Source organism: Rhizobium sp. NLR22b, assembly GCF_019685295.1.
GTDB lineage: Bacteria > Pseudomonadota > Alphaproteobacteria > Rhizobiales > Rhizobiaceae > Rhizobium.
The window spans coordinates 1-19,229 of the sequence record NZ_JABDWM010000019.1 but is presented as its reverse complement, the minus strand read 5'-3'; the positions used below and the strand labels follow the sequence as shown (position 1 = coordinate 19,229).

Sequence of the window (19,229 nt, the reverse complement as noted above, 5' to 3'; positions counted from 1 at the left end):
TGGAGATTTTGCGCAATGGATGAGCCCCTCGACAAATTGGATATGCGCCTCCTCTTGGAACTTCAAAAGGATGGCAGGCTCACGAATAACGAGCTAGGTGAGCGGATCGCGCTTTCACCGTCGCAATGCTCACGCCGGCGCACCAGACTGGAAGCCGAGGGATATATTCGCAGCTACCGTGCCCACCTCGATCGGGAGAAGCTGGGGCTCGATATGCTGGTGGTCATTTCCGTCACGCTTGCGACCCACAACCGAGACAATGCCCGCCGATTTTCGCAACTGATCAACGGCCTGCCCGAGGTTCTCGAAGCCTATGCGCTGACCGGCGAAATGGACTATCACCTCAAGGTGGCGACCCGTGGGCTCGCCGATCTGTCGAAGTTCGTCAACGACGTTCTGCTGCCGCACGAATCCGTGCAGCACGTGAAAACCTCAATCGTGCTCGACACGCTGAAAACGTTCGAAGGCTATCCGGTGATGACGCCGGGCAGCCGGCATGGCGACAGCGCGCGATGATTTCGTCGCCGTGCTCAGAGCGGCAGTTCGGTGGAGAATTTCAGCTCGCGCAACACGAAGCTCGATACGACGGTTCGCACATGCGGATTGCGCATGAGATAGCGGGTCATGAAGGCTTCGTAGCTTTCGACGTCCCTCGCCCTTATCTTCAGCATGTAATCGAAGGCGCCCGACAAGGCGTAGCACTCCATGATCTCCGGCCGCTCCAGCACCACTGAAGCGAAAGAAGCCACCGCCTCCTCATGGTGATCCTCCAGCGTGACGTGGGCAATCACGCAGAGCTTGAGATCGAGTTTGCCGGGATCGAGCAACGTCACGCGCTTACGGATGACGCCGTCGGCTTCGAGTTCCTGGATCTTCCGCCAGGCCGAACTCTGCGACATGCCGGCCTTTTCAGCCAGGTCCGCCAGCGACAGGGTGCCGTCGGCCTGGATCAGCTGCAGAAGCTTGCGGCGGAAATTCCCAGTTTCTTTCATTTTAGCCGTCGCATTCGAAAATATCGCCCACCACTATGGCGATAACCGGCATGAAAGAAAAGAAAATCCGTCAAACACGGAGCATAATGGCAGAAATATCGCCATTCCCGGGAGGATCAGCCAATGACCAAGGAAAGCAGCTACACCGCCAAACTGCCCGGCCCGGACGGCCTCTATGACTACACCCCCGAAGAAGATGCAATCTGGGGCGAACTCTACCGGCGTCAGATGAAGCTCTTGGCCGACAAGGCTTGCCAGGAATATCTGGACGGCGTCAAATTGCTGGGGCTCAGACCGGAGAAAGTGCCTCAGCTCCTCGATGTGAACAGACGCCTGAATGAGACCACCGGTTTCGGCGTCGAAGGCGTGCCGGCGCTCATTCCGCCTTCGCGCTTCTATGAACTTCTGTCGCAGGGCAAGTTCCCGCTGGCGACCTTCCTGCGCCGCCGCGAGCATATCGATTATATTGAGGAACCGGATCTGTTCCACGAAGTGTTCGGCCATTGCCCGCTGCTGACCAACCAGAGCTATGCCAATTTCGTCCGGCATTTTGGCGAAACTGCCATGCACCTCGGCAAGGGCTATTCATGGCATCTGTTCCGGATTTTCTGGTTCACCGTCGAATTCGGCCTGATCAACACACCGCAAGGACGCCGATGCTTCGGCGCCGGTATCGTCTCCTCGCCGAGCGAAGCGAAGGCGGCAACGGAAGGCACGGCGTGCGAATTCCGGCCGTTCGATTTGATGAGCGTGCTCCGGACGCCCTACCGCATCGATATCCTCCAGCCGATCTACTATGTCATCGACAGCTTTGCCGATCTCGAGTCGATCGTGGAGCAGGATATCGGCGGCGCGATCCTCAAGGCGAAATCGCTGGGAGATTTCGCCCCGGCTTTCGAAGCCAAGGCTTCGTAATCCTGACGCGGCGGTAGCGTGTGAGTAGTCGTCAGATCCTGCGTTTCACTTCGGATCGGCGGAGCTGCGATTGACGAATTCGACGCGGACGCCCGGCTTGACCATGCCGGCCAGCTCTTCGGCGTCCCAATTCGTCAGCCGTACGCAGCCATGCGAGCCGATCTTGTCGATGAGCTTCGGCTCCGGCGTCCCGTGTATGCCATAGGTCGGCTCCGTCAAATCGATCCAAACGCTGCCGACCGGACCGTTCGGTCCCTTCGGGATTGTTAGAACCTTGTCGTTCTTCCCCTGCTTGAAGTTGCGCTTCGGATCATATCGGTACACTGGCATTCGCGCGACACCCTTGACCTTGTGCTTTCCTGAGGGCGCCGGATTGTCCTCGCTGCCGATGGTCGCGGGATAGACGGCAAGCAGCGATCCATCCTCGCCATAGGCCAGCACCTGCCCTGCCTTCTTGTCAGCCTCGATGCTTTTGACCTTGCCTTGCCTGGGAGGGCCCGGATTAACGACCCACACCTTGTCGCCGGGCGCGAACTGCGAACCCGGGTTGAGCGCGTTCAAGAGATCGAGATCCATGTGGAAGCGCTCGGACAGCTTCTCCGCAACGCTGGTATAGCCGAGGCTCTGCATCTTTGCCTTCTCGCCGTAATCCTCAGGAATTCTGTCAACGAGCCCCGTGGCGTCCTCCGGCGAGACGACATAGCTTTCGATGATGGCCGAATTGTCTTCCAAGCGGGAGGCGACATCCGGATCCGGCCTGCCGTCGACAGGAAGCTTGTTCATCGCCTCGAACCCGGCCACAGCCTTGTCGACGTTCTCGCCGGAGAGACCATCGATCACGCCGGGAGAGGAGCCGGCACGGTCGAGCAGGACCTGGAGGCGGACGATCGCCGGATCCGGATCTGACGGCGACAGCTTTCCTTTCCCGATGTCGGCAAGGGAAGCGGCATTGATCGCTTCGGGACGAAGCTCCCGCGCGACGGCGCCGCCAACGGAGAGGGCCAGAGCGAGCAGCGACATCGGCAGGGCTGTTTTCATGGACAACAAATGGCCGACGTGGGAATTTGTTCCCACGTCGGGCCGGCGTTGTCGACGCAGCATCTACAAGTCCGCGAGACTCCGGTCACTGCGCCTTCGCTTGCTTCCTGGCTTCGCGTGATCTTGCGGCGTGCCGGGCGGGCCTCAGTTCTTCGATCGTCGGCTGCCACCATTCGGCATTTCGACGGGGAGACGTTTTCGCAGGCCAGGTACGGACAAGTTCGTCGAATGTCGGCACCCGCCAAACTCCCCAGAGATGATCCTCGGTGACACCGGGATAGAAGTCCGCGACCAGAGCCGGATCGACCAGTTCGCCAGTGATATAAGTAAAAACAACGATCCCATACGCGGTCGCCACCGGACGTCCTGTCGGCGGCAGGTCGTCGGCCGCAAGGGGGTAACGGCGTCGCTTGCGTTCCGCTGCGCGAAGCCTGCTGCGCACCTCCCCTTCGGTTCCCTTCCGCTCCTCGGCACGCCGTCGCCTCTCCTCCGGTTCGTTTCTGCGAGCCGCCGCTTCGATGTCGGGCCATCTGCGTCGCAGTTCCTCATAGGATCGAAAGGGCACGTGCCATATTCGAAGATCGCCGTCCCATAACGAGAACGGCACCTCGCGCAGCTCATCGACGACAGTTTTTGAATAAGGCGTGCGGATTCGAAAGCCGGCCTTGCCGAGTTCCAGATATGGACTGTCGATGGGATCGAAGGCGAAGGCATCGCGCCCCTTCGCATCCGCATGCGCGTCGGCTTCGGCCTCCAGCTCGGCAAGCCATCGACCGATGCGACGGGACGCGGTTCGGCCGGGAACGAACCAGGCTTTTCGCACGTCGTTCCAGCGGGCACGAGGGAAACGGTTCCGGAACTGGTCGACCGTTATCCTGTCGTAAGGAAAGGAAACCTCTGCACCTGGCTTCGGCTCATGGTCACCGAGCGACTTCTCGTCCCGGTCAGCGGGCGATTTTGTTTCGATCATAGGGGGAGAACGCTCCCGCGCCAGGATCGGTTTCCTCGGGCCGTGCGTCGCCTTAACGACGCTAGTGAACCGTCTTCGACGGCTTCTGCGGGTGCGAAATGTTATGCAGCGTCGCCATGAGCTTTTCGAACTCGTTCAAGACACGGTTGAACTCGGCGTCCGGCATCGTGACGATTTCCGATACCGTCGAAGAAACCGACGCGATCAGTTTATCGATCCAAACGCAGCGATCGGCCGGCACATTTCCGAGAATATCGCGACGAAGTATCTTCAACTCGCGAAGAATGCGAACGATAAGGGCTCCGCGCTCCGCCCTGCTCAAGAACGGAAGCCTTGTCTGCGCTTGGTGGATTTCTGCTATCAGCGTCGTCGCCATCCCCGCTCTCCGCCCCCTCAAATGCAACCGGATATCACAACCGGTGCGATTACAACACGGACTTTAGTCTGGCTAGGCGGCACGGTTCCATTTTGTACGCGCTGCCCCTCCATGGTTAATTGCTCGTCGCGACCAGATCCGACATGTCGCAATTGCGGCGTGGACCATCCCATGGCTGATAGGTGTTGTCTTCCGGCCGATACGATCTGTATCGGGCGGCACATCGGGCTGCCGCCTGCGCATTGACTTTCGTGCGGCCGTCTTCAGGGCTTGCGGCGATATTCTGCTGGAACGGTGAGGAGCATTCGCGGATCTCGCCCTTATAGGATCGGTAGCTGTTGGTCACAGGATCGAAGGAACGGTAGCGCTTGGCGCACCAGGCAAGGTGCTCGGCGGCGAATTTTGGCTGCGGTGCCTGCAGTTCTGTCGACGGACGAGCGGGTTGCGAAGCCATACTTGGCGCGACGGTCGCCGGAGCCTCGGTGACATAGCTGGAATAGACCGGCGGAATTCGCTCATAATGCTGCCGACGTGGATCGACCTTCACCGGACTCGTCGTCCATAGATCGGGGGCGGCAAGGTCCGTGAGCGCGGGCGGTCCGGAATCCGCCACCACATGCGAGGCAACGGAGGCCGCTGCCATGCAGGCGCCAACCGAGCTGACGATGCCGAAGGCGACGGTCGCAATGGCATTCATCAGCTCGCTCCCTGCTGTTGTGCCTGGGGGACCCAGACACGCGGCCCGGCGCTGCTGTGACCGCCGGTGGCGACCAGCACGGCGATAATGCCGGCGATCGCCAAGAGGATGGCGATCAGCGGCACGGCGAGACCAGCGGATTTCTCTTCGGAATAGATCATGTTCCCTCTCCTCGATCCGTGCGGCCGCACGACGACGCTGCCGTCCATCGTGCGGCCAACCTCAAAGCTGATGTGCGAAAGGAAGACGTGGCAGGGCCACGTGAACAATCACGTCACTTGATCACCTGAATCACCTTGCGGGACGAGGGTTCGACAATGACACGCTCGTCATTGACCACCGCGTAGGCATATGTCGGATCGTCCGGAACGGGGGTCACCACGACCGTTTCCGGCAGTGGCTGGCCGACGACCACCTTTTCCTTCACAACGACGCGTGCCGACGGTGCCGGAGCCTCGCGGACATAGGTGACGACCTTCTCAGGCGGCGGATCGATCGCCGTGCCGACGACTGCGCCGGCAACGCCGCCGATGGCAGCACCGGCGGGACCACCGACGATGGCTCCGGTGATTGCGCCACCAGCCGCACCATTCACGGTCGAGGACTGGGCGAATGCGACACCTGACATCAGGGTCATGGCAGTTGCCGCGCCTGCAATAAGCTTGAAGAGCATCTTTTCCTCCTTGCCTTTCAATGCGGCCTGCTTGCCGCTGCCAAACCAACTTGCTGGCAACGAGGTCGTTCCACGCCCCGGACCTCGGTCTGAGGCATCCCGGCCCTTGGTCTGGATTTCAATATTCGTTGGCGGCGCTATTCTCGAGCCGAATGCCATCGCATCGCCGGCTTGGGCAGGAGGCCGAAGGAGATGACACGATCCAACCGCCGGGAAGCTGGACGCAGGCGCCTGGCCATGCGTCTGCCGCAAATGCGGACGCTGATCATGCAGGCACGGGACCCGTGGCAGCTCGAGCTTTTCGAGGCCTATCAGATGGCAGTCAAAGCGCGTGATCGGCTTAGAAGACGACGGTTCAATTTGAAGCTGGTGCGGGAATATGACGAAACCTGTGTCGAGATCGAACAGCACGTCATCGGCGCGATCCATGCCCCTCCCCACCCCAACGACAGCCTCATCCCCTAATCGGCGACCGTCAGTTCAATCCAGGCGGCAGGGCAATGTTGTCCGTACGAGCCCCGGCACCGGCTATCCGCGCGCAAGAGGATGCCGGAAGGGGTTAAGGGGTCCGGCCGGAGACGACCAGGGCGCTCATGCTGCCGCAAGGGCGGGCGCCATGGCGGGACGCCACCCGCTCGGCCACCTCATCAACAATCTCCGACATGCGCTCCGGTGCCCGCGATTCAATTTCTCCGCTGAGCAGCGTGCCCCGGCAGAAAGCGGTCGCGACATCATGTGCTGTGGCCGCGGCAGAGGTCAGTTCGAGCCGTTCGCAGGAAACGGCCTCGAAGCCCGCCGATGACACTTCAGCCTTGATCGAGCCAGGGTCGAAATACGAATATGGCAGGCGCCTCAGGAAATCTGGAGGATCCGGCGGGAAGATGCCTGCCAGACATTCGTCCACACATCGTGCGAAATCGTTGGCAGCAAGCGAATCCCACGTCGAAAACAGGAAATTGCCTCCGCTCCGCAACACTCTCTTCGCCTCGCGATAAGCCTTCGGCTTGTCAGGAAAGAACATCACACCGAACTGGCACGCGACGAGATCGAACATCAAATGGGCGAACGGCAGATCCTGCGCATCCGCGTGCATCCAATGCGTTCGCGACATCGTCAGAGATGGTGCGCCGACATCGATCATCGCCTGGCTGAAATCGGTGGCAACGATCTCGGCCGTCGGATCGAGCTTCGCCCGCAGAGCGCGGGTCAAAGCGCCAGTCCCCGCCGCGACTTCGAGCACGCTGACCGGCTTCGACCGTTCGGCGACGATTGCCATCTCCGACGCGTAGGGCTCGAAAAGAATCGGTACGAGAAGGGCCTGGTAAAGGTCGGCGACGCCTGCCCCGAACGGTGTGGGTGACGCGACAAATGCGGCGTCTGCGCCGCCTTCGATGTTCGCAGAAGTTGTCACCATAAGCCTCCAAACCCAACTCCATCAGAACTGAAATATGGCTGAACCCGCTGTTGTCCACGGGGACGGACCTTGGTCCCAGGCCCCTTCGACCGAAGTCCCCGTAGAGGAACGACCGCCTGACCGCGTCGTTTGAACGATACGTAAGGAGATCCGCACATGCCCCAGAGGAACAGATCCCATGCCAATGACGCTTGGAACATCTCCGTCATCGCCCTCGTCATCGTTCTGGCCGGCCTTCTCTATGTCTTCGGCGCAGCCATGTCAGGCGATAGCCTCCAATTGACCGAGAGCATCAGAGGCGCAGAGGTCTTCGATACCAGGAATCTGCCCTGATCCCGTCTGGAAAAACTCTAAAGACGCGGTAGGTTAGTCGGCAAAGTCTCATGCCGGTATCAAAATGAATTGGCTTCGCCGCTGGAATGCCCGCTCACTCGCCTCGCAATTTTTCATCGCGGGTGGTTTGGTCTCGGTCGCCGCCATGTTTCTGGTGGGCATTCTTGTTACCCATCTGATCGAGGAAGCCGTCATTCATAATTCCGGCGCGGCGACGGCGCTTTACGTCGACAGTGTGGTGGCGCCGCTGCTTCCCGACATGCAAACGGAATCTCTGCTGGACGAAGGCAGCGCTCAGGCTCTCGACGAAACGCTCGGCCAGGGGGCGCTTGGCAGGCGCCTTGTCTCTTTCAGGCTGTGGCGAAACGACGGCACCATCCTCTACTCGAACAACAAGGAACTGGTGGGCCAGAAGTTTCCCCTGAACGCCAAGCTGCAGAAGGCATTCGCCGGCTCGCTCGTTGCGCGCTACGAGATTGCCGATGACCCGGAAAGCGGTACCGAGCGCGCGATCGGCAAGCCGCTGATGGAAATCTACAATCCGGTTCTCCAGCCGTGGTCCGGCCAGGCGGTCGCTGTGCTCGAATTCTACGAGACGGCAGAAGGCCTCGGCGACAGTCTGGCGCACGCGAGGCTGCAGAGTTGGGGGGCCGTCGCCGCTCTCACAGGGATCTTTTTCCTCGTTCTCTCCGCCCTGGTGTTTCGGGGAAGCCGCACGATAGAAGCACAGCGCAGGGATCTCAAGGAACGGGTCAAGGAATTGTCTGCGCTGCTGGCGGAAAATCGCGGGCTGCAGCGGCGGCTGCAGCGCGCCTCGCAGCGCGTGGCGGCGCTGAACGAAACATATCTGCGCAGCATCGGCGCCGATCTTCACGACGGTCCGGCACAGCACATTGCCTATGCTTCGCTGCGGCTGGACAGCGACTTATTGATCAACGCATCCACCGAACCCGAAGCACGGGAAAAAGAACTTGCCTGGATACGCTCGAGCCTCGCCGAAGCCATGACGGAAATCCGCAATATCTGCAGTGGCCTGGTGCTCCCGCAGATCGAAAAGTCGTCGATCACCGAGATCGTGCTGCGGGTCGTCGAAGCGCATCGGCACAAGACGGAAACCGTTGTCGAAACGATCATCGACGAGGATGGACCCGAACTCGCCGCTGCCGTAAAGATCTGTATCTATCGCTTCGTTCAGGAAGCCTTGAACAACGCCTATCGCCATGGCGGTGGCGTTCAGCAGACCGTGAAAGCCGTGTCGCACAATGGTCATGTTTGTGTGGCGGTCAGTGATCGTGGCGATGGTTTCGACCCGACGGAGGTGAGGCCGACAAGCCTCGGCCTGGTGGGGCTGCGCGAACGCATCGACAGCCTGGGGGGATCTTTCGATATCGAGACGGGCGAAGGGGGAACGACCGTGACCATGACCTTCGAGCCTATGGAAGCAGGAGACTAGAGATGACACCAATCACCGTCGGGGTCGTGGACGACCACCCGCTTTTTCGCGAGGGCGTAACGCGCAGCTTGTCGGAGATGAGCGACTTCGTGGTCATTGGCGAAGGCGCCAGCAGCGAAGACGCCGCCATGATCGCCTCGAACAACCGCCCCGATGTGATGCTTCTCGATGTTTCGATGCCCGGCGGCGGATTGGCTGCGATCGGCGATGTCCTGGCGCTGAGCCCGTCGACGAAAGTGCTGATGTTGACGGTGTCGGAGGAGGTGGACACGCTGCTCGGAGCCCTGCAGCAGGGCGCGATGGGCTACGTTCTCAAAGGTGTCGGCTCCCGCGGTCTCGCCGAAGCGATTAAAACCGTCCTCAGCGGATCGCGATATGTCTCGCCGACGATGTCGGCGAAGGCGATGGAAAATTCGCTGCAAAACGGAAACTCCGACAAGAACAGTCTGACGCCAAGGGAGCGCGAGGTGATGGATCTCGTCGCCCAGGGTCTGTCAAACAAGCATATCGGCCTGCGCCTCAACCTGCAGGAAAAGACCGTGAAGCACCATATGACACAGATCCTGAGCAAGCTCGGCGCTTCGAACAGGACCGAAGCGGCCCTGCAATGGCGCGAACGGCGATAGCGCCTGGTCGATCTGCGATCCCTACGGCGCCGTTTTCCGCATTCTGCCTCAGCGAAGGAAATTGCTCAGCCGGTTTGCGTCGCCAGCCGTCGCCTGCCTGCTTATGATCGTCCTGCCCTTCGAGTCCTTCATGATATAGCGGCCACTGCGAAGGCTTTCGGTGATGCCGTTCGCGTGGCGAACGTTGATCGACCCATCGGTGCCTTCGGTCGCTCTGGCCTTCGATCCTGTCGGCGACGAGGCTGATGAGGAAGAGGATCGGGCGTTGCTGTTGGAGCTTCCACCTGCGCTGCTGCCGGAACCGCCGTTTCCGCCCCCATTGCCACTGCCTCCCCCGTTGCCACTGCCTCCCCCGTTGCCACTGCCTCCCCCGTTGCCACTGCCTCCGCCGTTGCCATTCCCTCCGCCGTTGCCGCTTCCGCCACCGTTGCCGTTCCCGTTACTGCCGTCTTTTGCCTCTGCGTGTTTCACCGCCAGAACGCGAAGCGAGCCATCGAGATTGATTGTCACAGGCGATGCGGCAACCACCAAGGCGACAGCCGCGCTGCCGCCCAATCTCAGAAAATCCCGTTTCGAGATAGTCAACGCCATTCCCTTGTTCATCCGTTTTTCGCCGTTCCTACGCTTATGGAAGGCCTTGAGGATTTTCGCTTTTCCGAAGCCTAAATGCAACCGGACCTAGGTACTAAGAAAAGGCAGGACTTTGGTCCGGCATGCAGTGGATGCGCCCCCAAGCGATGTCATCACAAATACTGCCTCGGCGCGTATATTGTCGACATTGTCGCCGTGGTATTGCTGGATGAGGCGCAGACGCATTTTTCTGGAACTTCTTTCCTCGTCATCGCTTTGATTATCAAAGTGCAACAGAGGACACCGCGATGCCGAACCCGAATGATTCACCCGCCGTCCAGTCCCTGCGAAAAGAGCAGGCAGAGCAGCGAAAACAGTCCCGAAAGGGCGAACTGGACAAAGCGATCGAAGACACGTTTCCCGCGTCTGATCCTGTTTCCGCCACTCATACCTCCATCCCCGCCGGTCGCAGCGATGTCGAGGCGGCTGAGCGGGTGAAGCGGGAGCCTGATCCGACCGCGCTTGACCAAGACTATCCGCTGGTCGATCAAGCCCTACGCTCCACCGGACAAATTGCCCGCGCCTCGGACAGATTCGATGCCGACCGCGAGGAACTGCGCGCGCTTCAGAAAGAAGCCGGTCGGATGGCGGAGTCCGCCTCGGAGCTGGCGTCCGGAACAGCCCGTCTGGCAAAGGCGGAAGCTAGGAGTTTGGTCCAGGACATCGAGGATCGGATCCGCCGGCAGCCCCTGACGGCTGCAGCGATCGTCGCCGGCATCGCCTTCGTCTTCGGCGCGACGCGCTGAGAGGACCACGATGGCGAGCCAATGGACCGGCGGCTGCCTGTGCGGATCCTGCCGTTACGAATTCGCCGGCGATCCGCCGCATTCGGGATACTGCCATTGCGACATGTGCAAGAAAGCGACCGGAGGTCCTTTCGCGGTTCTTGTCCAGGCCAAGGTTGAAGATCTCGTCTGGATAAAAGCTTCCCCTGCCGTATACCGATCCTCACCCATTGCGACACGCGGCTTTTGCGGCAAATGCGGAACGCCGCTCTTCCTTCAGTATGACGGCGACGAACTGATCCGCGTGACGGTCGGCTCGCTCGATCGCCCCGACAGGATTCGCCCGGCAGGTCATTACGGCGTGGAGAGCCGGCTTGACTGGGCCGACTGCGGGCGCGGACTACCGGAGGAGGAAACTCAGGAGCGCTTCTGAAGCATGCCGCGCAAAATCATGCTGCGGCTTTGCAGCGCTGACATGCGTTTAAAGTAGACCGGTGACGCGCGACAAGTGAACCTGTTAGATTGCGCCAGCTTCCCGATCTTGCCAGCACCGCTTCGCATGAGCTCTCATGAAAATCGCAACCTACAATGTCAACGGGATCAACGGGCGACTGACCAACCTGCTGCGCTGGCTGAAGGAGGATGGTCCCGATGTCGCCTGCCTTCAGGAACTGAAAACCGACGACGCCAGGTTTCCGCGAAAAGAGCTCGAACGGGCCGGCTACGGCGCGGTCTGGCACGGGCAGCGATCCTGGAACGGTGTCGCGATCCTGGCAAAGGACACGACACCGATCCTGACACGGCGCGGTCTTCCGGGCGATCCTGATGACACCCACAGCCGGTATATCGAAGCCGTCATCGAGGGCATGCTGATCGGATGCCTGTATCTGCCGAACGGCAACCCCTTTCCGAGCGCCAAGTTCGAATACAAGCTTCGCTGGTTCCGTCGCCTGCACGCCTATGCCGCCGAACTGCTCGAAATCGAGGTGCCTTCCATCCTTGCCGGCGATTTCAACGTCATGCCGACGGAGATCGACGTCTACAAGCCGGAGCGCTGGCGAGACGATGCGCTTTTCAGGCCCGAAGTCCGCAAAGCCTATGCCCGGCTCGTCTCCCAGGGTTGGACGGATGCCATCAGGCATCTGCATCCGGACGAGCGCATCTACACCTTCTGGAAATATTGGCGGAACAGTTTTGAGCGCGACGCGGGGCTTCGGATCGACCACTTTCTGCTCAGCCCGACGGTGGCGCCGTGGCTTCGATCTGCGACCGTCCGGCGCAAGCCGCGGGGGTGGGAGCATACGAGCGACCACGCACCCGTCATGATCGAGCTCGATATTGCCGCAGCTGAAGCCGGGTGAGCGGCAATGCCATCGATCGCAGAATATCGGGGAACCTGCGATGCCTGCCGGAGTTTGCCTGCAAAGGAGATTGTCCGATGCGCACGAAGCCCATTCCCGATTCCGTCAAGCTTCCACCGAAATCGTTGAACGAGGATACTCGGGACGGCGAGTTGCCCGAAGCCAATATCGACGACCAGCGCAAGCCTCCCGTCAGCATGGGCATCTGCCGCGAGGCGGGCGACGGCGTCCCCGGCTCCGACCCTGAAGGGTCGGCATTCCTGCCCCGCAATTCTCCAACCGGAAGTGATCGTTATGGGCGAGAGCAAGAACTATCTCAATACCGATGAAATCCGGGCCGGCGATCAATTGTCGCCGAAACCGATTACAACATCGCCTCATTCGCCGCCGTCCAGATCATAGATGCGGCCCGTCAACCAGGCGGGCCAGTCGCGTTCGAAAAAGGATCTGGCGCCTTCGTCCAAATTGCGGTTCGGACGGGTTGAAAGCCTGATCTCATCGCCGTCGAGCCTAACGACGATCTGCTCCTGGCGATGCGCTTCGCTTTCCTTGCGGAAACGATAGTCCTCCAGTGGACCGGCGCTCGCCTGCGGAAGGAATTCGCCCTCCGCATCGCAGATCGCGCGTGCACCCCGACTGCCGCCGCCCCTGCCAATGAAGAAGTCGAGCGCGCTCAGCACCGCTTCCGAGGCGAGCGCCATGTGCCGCCATTGCACACCTCGGACCGCTTCGGCCGCGCGGTCGTAGGCGAGGCCGTTGGCGCGGACTTTGGCGTTCAGCGCCCGCGCTTCGACCAAGGCCTGGCGGACGCTCCTTTGATCGCAGATGATGCCCGCCTTCTCGCTCATGCGCGCCTGCACCGCCGAGCGGACCGCTTTGACGGTGAGCGGGCTTTCAGTCCGCAGCGCGGAGAGGAGATCGGCGATGCCCGCCTCTGCCGCCTCCGGTACCGGTCCTGCGGCAGCCCGCTTCGCCCCGCCGCCGGCGCCGATGTGTTCGGCCACCCTGGTGCCGAAGACCTGTCCGGCATTCAGCGCCGCTCCACCGGGCCTTGTTACCCCATGTGTCCCTGCCGCTTCCCCGACCGCGTAGCAGCCCCTAAGATTGGTGCGGCCCCAGCTATCGACCATGATCCCGCCGTTCATGTGCTGGTTGTTGACCGCGAACTCCAGCGGCTCTGCGGCAATATCGATCTTGTAGCGGCGATAGAGCTCGATCGCGAGCGGGTTCATGTGCTTCAACCGATCGATCGGCATTTCCTGATCGGCGCCAGCCTTGCCGAGATAGAGACGGACGTCCTCGTCCAGCCGTTCCAGGCTGAATGGCAGGTCGCCGGGAACGGGCAGAGGATTACGATTGAAATCCATAAAGACGCGCCGACCCGCTGCGGTCTCACGGTAAATGGCGAGATCGACCAGGCTCGAGCCGAAATCAAGCAGGCGGGTCGCGTGGAACGGCCATTGATAGCCCTTACGGAAGATGTTTGACGCCAGCTCCTGGGTACTTCGATAATATCCCGCCAGGAAATGGTGTTCGGCGCCTTCGCCGTCGACCGAATAAATGTGCGGAATCGCCTGGACATATGTTCCGGACAGATTCCACGGGAATCCCTCCCTGCGCGTTCCAATGCCGAACTGGCTTTCGGTCAGGTTGACGAGTTCCACGCCCCCTTCCAGCGCCAGTCCGAGGGAGCCGAAGCAGCCGTTGGGATAAACGCTGTCGCGATAAAGTTCGCCTGGGCCGCCGGCTGCGAGCACGATCACGTCACTCACGAACAAAGCGATGCCGAGCGGGTTTTCCTGCCTACGGTCGCCGGCGCGCATGACGAGCGTGCCGACGACGTTACGCTCAGCCCCCTCGCCTTCGATGAGGATCTTGACCGCGGTGGTCTGGTTGTAGAACGGCACGCCCAGTCGGATCGCCTCCTCCGCCAGCACCTTGACCATCAAGCGCGAGGTGCGCGGGCCGCAGCTGGTGGCGCGGCCGACCTCGTCATGGTCGGTCTGATATCTCAGCGTTCCGCCGAGCGGATCCTGGGGCAGCGGCAGCCCCAAGTACTGCAGCGATGCCATCATCCGTGACGAGCCGACCGCTTCGACATAGGCCGTGTCCTCGTCCATCGCGCCGCCGCTGCCGATGGCGCGGGCCATCGCCCGGTAATTGTCGCCCTGGTCGGCCGTGTTCGCGGTGTGGAGGGTTTGCTTGTCGGAGCCAGAGCAGGCCGAGGTTCCGCCCCAAGCGCTTTGGCTGATAATGACGACATCGACGCCGCGCCGCTTCATTTCCACCGCCGCACGCAAACCCGCAGCGCCAGATCCGACCACGACGCAGCCGGCTCGGTAGATCGGTACGTCGATGCCAGCCAGGCGGGCTCGACCGGAAGCAGGCGGCTCCGGCGGAAGCCGCGGCATATCGACATCGGTCAGTGCGTCAAGAATTTCCTGCGGAATATCTATGGTCATCGGCGCGTCACAATCAATTGAGCGGGATATCCACCCAGCGTCTCTGCCGGGAGGACTCCATGCAGGCGTCGACAATCTGGCAGATGTGGTGGCCGGTATCGAATGTCGGCCACATCGGCTTGTTTGCGACGATCGATCTTATGACTTCGGCCACCTCGATGATCTTGCTTTCATTGTAGCCTATGCCGAAATTCGGCAGCGGAAGGAAGGCCCTGAAGGTGGGGTTCTCAGGCCCGACGTCGATCTCGCGAAAGCCCCGGCGTCCCGTGCTGTCGTCGTTGGAGTAAAAACGCAACCGGTTTATCTCGTCATAGGTATAGGCGATGCTGCCTTTCGTTCCGTAGACTTCGTAGGTCTGCATGAATTTGCGGCCGGTGGCGACGCGGCTGAAGTCGACGATGCCGGCGGCGCCGTTTTCGAACCGGCACAGCAGGTTCGTCGCGTCGGGATTGGTGATATCGGCCCAGGCCTCGTTGCCCGACAGTTTCACCTGCTCCCCATAGGCAAGCCCCTCGACGATCGGCCGGCGCGGGGTGACGATGAGATTGTCGGCGATCAGAGAGCTGACGCGGCCGACAAGGAAATCCATAAAGCTGAAGATGTGCGAACCGGTATCGCCGACGATCCCGGTCGGCGCGAGCTTGCCATCGGCGCGCCACATGAACGGTGCTGTGGGATCCCCATACATGTCGACGTGCTGGCAGCCGCGAAACAGCTTGACCTCGCCGATTTCACCGGATTCGATGATCTCTTTCGCCAGATCATGAACGGGGTTTCGGGGAAAGGCGTGTCCGACACGGGTAATGACACCCTTTTCTCTGGCGATCTCGGCCAGCTCCAGCGCTTCGTTAGCGGTATTCGCCAGCGGCTTCTCGCAATAGACATGTTTGCCGGCCAGCAGGGCCGCCTTGGCCACCGGATAGTGCAGATGGTCGGGCAGGCAGATATCGACGAGATCGACTTCGGGATCGGCAACCGCCAGCTTCCAATCCTGGTAGATCCTGGCCCCCGGCGCCCTGTTGCCAATATCCTGCGCTACGTCAGGGTTGCTGTCGACAAGCGCAACGATCCGCGCCGTTCCATCCGACACGCCGAAGAAATGCGGAAAGGTCTGATAGGCCATCGTGTGGACCTTCCCCATCCAGCCAGAGGCGCCAAGCACTGCAACTTTCACTACAGACATTGTCGTTACTCCTTAGCGTATTTCGGCGCGGGCCCGCGGCCTGGTATCATTGCGTTCATAGGCAAAGATCGCCGACGGCAGCGCAGGCAGGCCCCGGATGAGGTCCGATCCCTTTTCGCCGACCATGATCGTCGGCGCGTTGGTGTTGCAGGACGGCACGCGCGGCATGACGGAGGAATCGCAGACCCTCAGGCCTTCGAGGCCGTGCACCTTGAGATCGAGCCCGACAACAGCGTCAGGCCCTGTTCCCATCTTGCAGGTGCCCACCGGATGATGGTCGGTCTTGGCACTGGCGCAGCCATAGTCGAAAAGCTGCTCGTCGGTCATGACCTTCGGTCCCGGCAGCCTTTCGGCCATGACATAGGGTTTCAGCGCCGCCTGCTGCATGATTTCGCGGGCGATCTTGAGCCCCTCCAGTGACATCTTCCTGTCATGGGGATCAGACCAGTAATTGGGATCGATCAAAGGAGCCACAGCGGGATCGGCGGATGAGAGACGCACCGTCCCTCGCGAGCGCGGATGCAGATAGGCCGAGTTGAGCGTGACCCCGGCATTTTTGAGCCGCTCCACGCCTGCTTCGATGCCGGAACCCAGGCCGAGGTGGAACTGAATATCGGGAGACCGTGCGTTAGGATCGGCATACCAGAAGCCGCCGGTCTCGAAGAGCGACGAGGCGACCGGACCGGTGCGGAACAGGACATATTGTATCCCCGCCCAAAGCGTACGGTGCAGCTTCGCGACGCCGTCATAGGTGTGATCGCCGGTGCATTCGGCGATAACGAACAGATCGAGATGGTCCTGAAGATTGCCGCCAACGCCAGGCAGATCATGGAGGGGCTTGACGCCCACCGCAGTCAAATGATCGGCCGGCCCTATGCCGGACTGCAACAGGAGCTTCGGCGATCCGATCGCGCCTGACGAGACCAGGACTTCGCGTTCAGCGCGCACGACCTCCAGGCCGTGTCCGGTGGCGATCTCAACGCCGACCGCGCGGCCTGCCTCCAGCAGGATACGGACGACACGCGCGCCCGTGCGGATCGTCAGATTCTTCCGGTTCCTGATCGGCGAGAGATAGGCAAACGACGCCGACGACCGGCGGCGATTGCGCTGGGTGAGCTGGTAAAATCCGACGCCGGCCTGCTGGCGGCCGTTGAAGTCGTGATTGTAGGGTATTCCAAGCTCCTGTCCCGCGCGGATATAGGCGTCGCAGATCGGCAAGGGTGCAGCCGGCATCGAGACACCCAGCGGACCGCCATAGGCGTGGTAATCGTCGGCGAAACGCTGATTGTCCTCCGCACGTTTGAAATAGGGCAGGATCGAACGGTAGTCCCAGCCCGCGCAGCCATCTTCACTGGCCCAGAGATCATAATCGGCCGCGTTGCCGCGGGTGTAGAGCTGCGCATTGATCGACGAGCCGCCGCCGATGATCTTTGCCTGGGTATAGCGGAGCACCCTGCCCTTCATGTGCCTCTGGGGAACGGTTTCCCATCCCCAGCTGGCGACGCCCTTGGTCATCTTGGCAAAGCCGGCGGGCATGTGGAAAAGAGGATTCCAGTCACCTCCGCCCGCCTCCAGAAGCAGTACCTTGACATCGGGATCTTCGCTGAGGCGGCTCGCAAGAACACAGCCCGCAGGGCCGGCACCGGTGATGATATAGTCGAATCCCATTTTACTGTCCTATTTGAAGCCGGCGCGCGCCAACGGATCTGCCTGTGTCTGCAAGTCTGTCGACGCGATGTGATGGGCAACTCTGAGCGCTTGGCTGGCGACGGTGAGCGCCGGATTGACCGCAGCCGATGTGGGCAGAAAACCGGCGTCGACGACGAAAAGATTGCCGTGATCGTAGGACCGGCAGTATGGATCCAGTGGCGCCGTTGCCGGGTCGTTTCCGATGCGGATCGTTCCGCACTGATGGGACGGCGTGCGTTTGTCGAAGGGTCTGGACAACACGATCGGAAAACCGATCGACCGCAGGATCGCCTTCAGCTTGGCGACCAGCGCAAGATGCGCGTCCCAGTTGGTCCTCTGCCATTTGAGGACGATCCGATCGCCATCGACCATCACGCGGCTTTCGGGATTCGGAACGTCCTCGCTCATCGCATAGAAGTCGATGGCATGGTCCGTCATGAAACGCAGAAGCCATTCCGGCGCCTGCGGCAAAGAGCCCTTAAGGACCTTTTCGGAAATACGCCCCAGCAACTGCACATTGCCGAGCGGCGGTCCGCCCTCCCCGTCCGAGAGATAGAAGTCGTTGAAGGCGAAGGTCTTCTGGTAGACGGCGGTGTTCCTGAAGCGCGGCGAGACTGCTATCACAGCCGAGGCGTTGTGGTTCATGAAGTTGCGGCCCACCTGATCGGAAGAATTGGCGAGCCCCCTCGGGAAGCGGTCGTTTTTCGAACGCAGCAAAAGCACGGATGACTGCACCGCACCGGCGGAAAGGATGACGATCCTGGGCGAGACGGTCAGCGTCTGTCCGTCCTTGACATAGGTGACCCGGTCGATCCGGTTCCCCGCCCCTGTGTCGAGCCGTATCACCCGCGCATTGGTCTCAAGCCGCACGTTCTCGTGTTTCAGCGCCACCGCGAGGGCTGCGGTCTCGGCATCCATCTTGCCGTCTCGTGAATGCGGATGTGCATCCCAGGGCGTACGTGCCTTGGAGAGCCAGGCTTGGAGATCCAGACCGAGCGGCAGCGAAAACGGATGCAGGCCTTTCGCCTTGAGGCGTGCCCTGACTTCGGCGATCGGCGCCTCGTCGGGCACGGGCGGGAATCCGTAGGCAACCGAGTGATGCGGTTCGGTCGGATCTTCGCCAAGAGTGCCGCGAACCTGATACATCAGCTCCGCCTGCGAATACCATGGCTCCAGCTCTTCATAGGGAAAGGGCCAGGCGGGCGAAACGCCTTCCCGATGTTCGATGACCCCGAAATCTTCCTTGCGATAGCGCGACAAGACGGCGCCGTAGAATTTCGAATTGCCGCCGACATTGTAATAGTTGCCGGGGTTGAAGCCCCTGCCGTCCGCCTCGTACCAGGTTTCCTTCGGCCGGAAATGCCCACGCTGGAAGATGGCGCGCTGGTCGCGATTGACTGGAAGATCGGCGATATGCTCGCCGGCTTCGAGGACCAATATCTGCGCACCAGATACAGCCAGGCCGGCAGCGACGGTGGCGCCGCCGACGCCCGAGCCGATGATGACGATGTCTGGTGAACCGCTCATGTCAACACCTTGCCAATCACGCGATGCGGGCCTGGCTGTCCGGGTCGAAGAACACAGCCTTGTCGAGATTGAAGGCGAGGCGTGTGTGCTGGCCGGGTGCGATGCCGGCATCGGCGCGCAGTCGGGCGACCACTTCCTTGCCGCCGAGCTTGGTGACGGCGAAGG

General features: G+C 61.2%; 23 protein-coding genes and 1 pseudogene. 10 read left to right on the top strand and 14 right to left on the bottom strand.

The features are described from left to right. The first annotated feature begins 15 nt into the window (after nt 1–15). Nucleotides 16–516 (top strand): Lrp/AsnC family transcriptional regulator, encoded by a 501-nt coding sequence (locus HJC00_RS26070; protein WP_210628196.1) that lies wholly within the window; start codon nt 16–18, stop codon nt 514–516. Nucleotides 517–530: 14 nt separating this feature from the next. On the opposite strand, the gene HJC00_RS26065 is transcribed toward HJC00_RS26070, so the two are convergent. Beyond that, nucleotides 531–992: an Lrp/AsnC family transcriptional regulator gene (locus HJC00_RS26065; protein ID WP_064801990.1), complete on the bottom strand. Its 462-nt coding sequence runs from the start codon at nt 990–992 to the stop codon at nt 531–533. Between the two features lie 123 nt (nt 993–1,115). On the opposite strand from HJC00_RS26065, the gene HJC00_RS26060 reads away from it, so the two are divergent. Continuing rightward, nucleotides 1,116–1,907: a phenylalanine 4-monooxygenase gene (locus HJC00_RS26060; protein WP_210628198.1), complete on the top strand. Its 792-nt coding sequence runs from the start codon at nt 1,116–1,118 to the stop codon at nt 1,905–1,907. A 45-nt stretch (nt 1,908–1,952) separates the two neighbouring features. On the opposite strand, the gene HJC00_RS26055 is transcribed toward HJC00_RS26060, so the two are convergent. The 6 genes from HJC00_RS26055 to HJC00_RS26030 all read right to left on the bottom strand — a co-directional run bounded on the left by HJC00_RS26055 (nt 1,953) and on the right by HJC00_RS26030 (nt 5,661). Further along, the gene (locus HJC00_RS26055) at nt 1,953–2,945 is read right to left on the bottom strand and encodes a L,D-transpeptidase (protein WP_210628199.1); all 993 of its coding nucleotides are present in this window, start codon (nt 2,943–2,945) and stop codon (nt 1,953–1,955) included. 85 nt (nt 2,946–3,030) lie between these two features. Next, nucleotides 3,031–3,915, bottom strand: a complete 885-nt coding sequence (locus tag HJC00_RS26050) for a hypothetical protein (protein WP_210628200.1) — start codon at nt 3,913–3,915, stop codon at nt 3,031–3,033. 61 nt (nt 3,916–3,976) lie between these two features. Continuing rightward, nucleotides 3,977–4,291, bottom strand: coding sequence for a hypothetical protein (locus tag HJC00_RS26045; RefSeq protein ID WP_210628201.1), 315 nt, complete (start codon nt 4,289–4,291; stop codon nt 3,977–3,979). 115 nt (nt 4,292–4,406) lie between these two features. Further along, the gene (locus HJC00_RS26040) at nt 4,407–4,988 is read right to left on the bottom strand and encodes a BA14K family protein (protein WP_210628202.1); all 582 of its coding nucleotides are present in this window, start codon (nt 4,986–4,988) and stop codon (nt 4,407–4,409) included. Continuing rightward, complete coding sequence (locus HJC00_RS26035) at nt 4,988–5,149, bottom strand: hypothetical protein (RefSeq protein ID WP_210628203.1); 162 nt, start codon at nt 5,147–5,149, stop codon at nt 4,988–4,990. Before HJC00_RS26035 ends, HJC00_RS26040 begins: the two co-directional genes overlap by 1 nt. Nucleotides 5,150–5,262: 113 nt before the next feature. Next, nucleotides 5,263–5,661: a DUF1236 domain-containing protein gene (locus HJC00_RS26030; RefSeq protein ID WP_210628204.1), complete on the bottom strand. Its 399-nt coding sequence runs from the start codon at nt 5,659–5,661 to the stop codon at nt 5,263–5,265. Nucleotides 5,662–5,853: 192 nt separating this feature from the next. On the opposite strand from HJC00_RS26030, the gene HJC00_RS26025 reads away from it, so the two are divergent. Beyond that, nucleotides 5,854–6,126 carry a hypothetical protein gene (locus HJC00_RS26025; protein WP_221164815.1) on the top strand — a complete coding sequence of 91 codons (273 nt, stop codon included), beginning with the start codon at nt 5,854–5,856 and terminating at the stop codon, nt 6,124–6,126. Nucleotides 6,127–6,220: 94 nt separating this feature from the next. On the opposite strand, the gene HJC00_RS26020 is transcribed toward HJC00_RS26025, so the two are convergent. Next, complete coding sequence (locus HJC00_RS26020) at nt 6,221–7,075, bottom strand: methyltransferase domain-containing protein (RefSeq protein WP_221164814.1); 855 nt, start codon at nt 7,073–7,075, stop codon at nt 6,221–6,223. A gap of 156 nt (nt 7,076–7,231) precedes the next feature. Between HJC00_RS26020 and HJC00_RS26015 the strand changes: the two genes are divergently transcribed. The 3 genes from HJC00_RS26015 to HJC00_RS26005 all read left to right on the top strand — a co-directional run bounded on the left by HJC00_RS26015 (nt 7,232) and on the right by HJC00_RS26005 (nt 9,487). Next, nucleotides 7,232–7,408: a hypothetical protein gene (locus tag HJC00_RS26015; protein ID WP_210628207.1), complete on the top strand. Its 177-nt coding sequence runs from the start codon at nt 7,232–7,234 to the stop codon at nt 7,406–7,408. A 64-nt stretch (nt 7,409–7,472) separates the two neighbouring features. Continuing rightward, entirely contained in the window at nt 7,473–8,861 is a 1,389-nt protein-coding gene (locus HJC00_RS26010) for a sensor histidine kinase (protein WP_210628208.1), read from the top strand. Nucleotides 8,862–8,863: 2 nt separating this feature from the next. After that, nucleotides 8,864–9,487, top strand: coding sequence for a response regulator transcription factor (locus HJC00_RS26005; protein WP_210628209.1), 624 nt, complete (start codon nt 8,864–8,866; stop codon nt 9,485–9,487). A 48-nt stretch (nt 9,488–9,535) separates the two neighbouring features. Here HJC00_RS26005 and HJC00_RS26000 read toward each other — a convergent pair whose 3' ends face one another. Further along, entirely contained in the window at nt 9,536–10,072 is a 537-nt protein-coding gene (locus tag HJC00_RS26000; RefSeq protein ID WP_221164839.1) for a hypothetical protein, read from the bottom strand. Between the two features lie 293 nt (nt 10,073–10,365). Here HJC00_RS26000 and HJC00_RS25995 point away from each other — a divergent pair, with 293 nt between their 5' ends. From HJC00_RS25995 to HJC00_RS25980, 4 genes are all read left to right on the top strand, one after another. Then, nucleotides 10,366–10,863: a hypothetical protein gene (locus HJC00_RS25995; protein ID WP_221164813.1), complete on the top strand. Its 498-nt coding sequence runs from the start codon at nt 10,366–10,368 to the stop codon at nt 10,861–10,863. A 10-nt stretch (nt 10,864–10,873) separates the two neighbouring features. Further along, a complete protein-coding gene (locus HJC00_RS25990; protein ID WP_221164812.1) occupies nt 10,874–11,275 on the top strand; it encodes a GFA family protein in 402 nt (133 codons plus the stop codon). A gap of 136 nt (nt 11,276–11,411) precedes the next feature. After that, complete coding sequence (gene xth, locus HJC00_RS25985) at nt 11,412–12,203, top strand: exodeoxyribonuclease III (RefSeq protein WP_221164811.1); 792 nt, start codon at nt 11,412–11,414, stop codon at nt 12,201–12,203. 77 nt (nt 12,204–12,280) lie between these two features. Continuing rightward, a complete protein-coding gene (locus tag HJC00_RS25980) occupies nt 12,281–12,532 on the top strand; it encodes a hypothetical protein (RefSeq protein ID WP_259672318.1) in 252 nt (83 codons plus the stop codon). Nucleotides 12,533–12,580: 48 nt separating this feature from the next. Here HJC00_RS25980 and HJC00_RS25975 read toward each other — a convergent pair whose 3' ends face one another. The 5 genes and pseudogenes from HJC00_RS25975 to HJC00_RS25955 all read right to left on the bottom strand — a co-directional run. Next, nucleotides 12,581–14,665: an FAD-binding protein gene (locus tag HJC00_RS25975; protein ID WP_221164810.1), complete on the bottom strand. Its 2,085-nt coding sequence runs from the start codon at nt 14,663–14,665 to the stop codon at nt 12,581–12,583. Between the two features lie 13 nt (nt 14,666–14,678). Continuing rightward, a complete protein-coding gene (locus tag HJC00_RS25970; RefSeq protein ID WP_221164809.1) occupies nt 14,679–15,848 on the bottom strand; it encodes a Gfo/Idh/MocA family protein in 1,170 nt (389 codons plus the stop codon). Nucleotides 15,849–15,860: 12 nt separating this feature from the next. Beyond that, complete coding sequence (locus tag HJC00_RS25965) at nt 15,861–17,516, bottom strand: GMC family oxidoreductase (RefSeq protein WP_221154887.1); 1,656 nt, start codon at nt 17,514–17,516, stop codon at nt 15,861–15,863. Between the two features lie 9 nt (nt 17,517–17,525). Continuing rightward, complete coding sequence (locus tag HJC00_RS25960) at nt 17,526–19,064, bottom strand: GMC oxidoreductase (protein ID WP_210628218.1); 1,539 nt, start codon at nt 19,062–19,064, stop codon at nt 17,526–17,528. Between the two features lie 16 nt (nt 19,065–19,080). Beyond that, nucleotides 19,081–19,229: pseudogene (locus tag HJC00_RS25955) on the bottom strand (sugar ABC transporter ATP-binding protein); the annotation flags it as partial.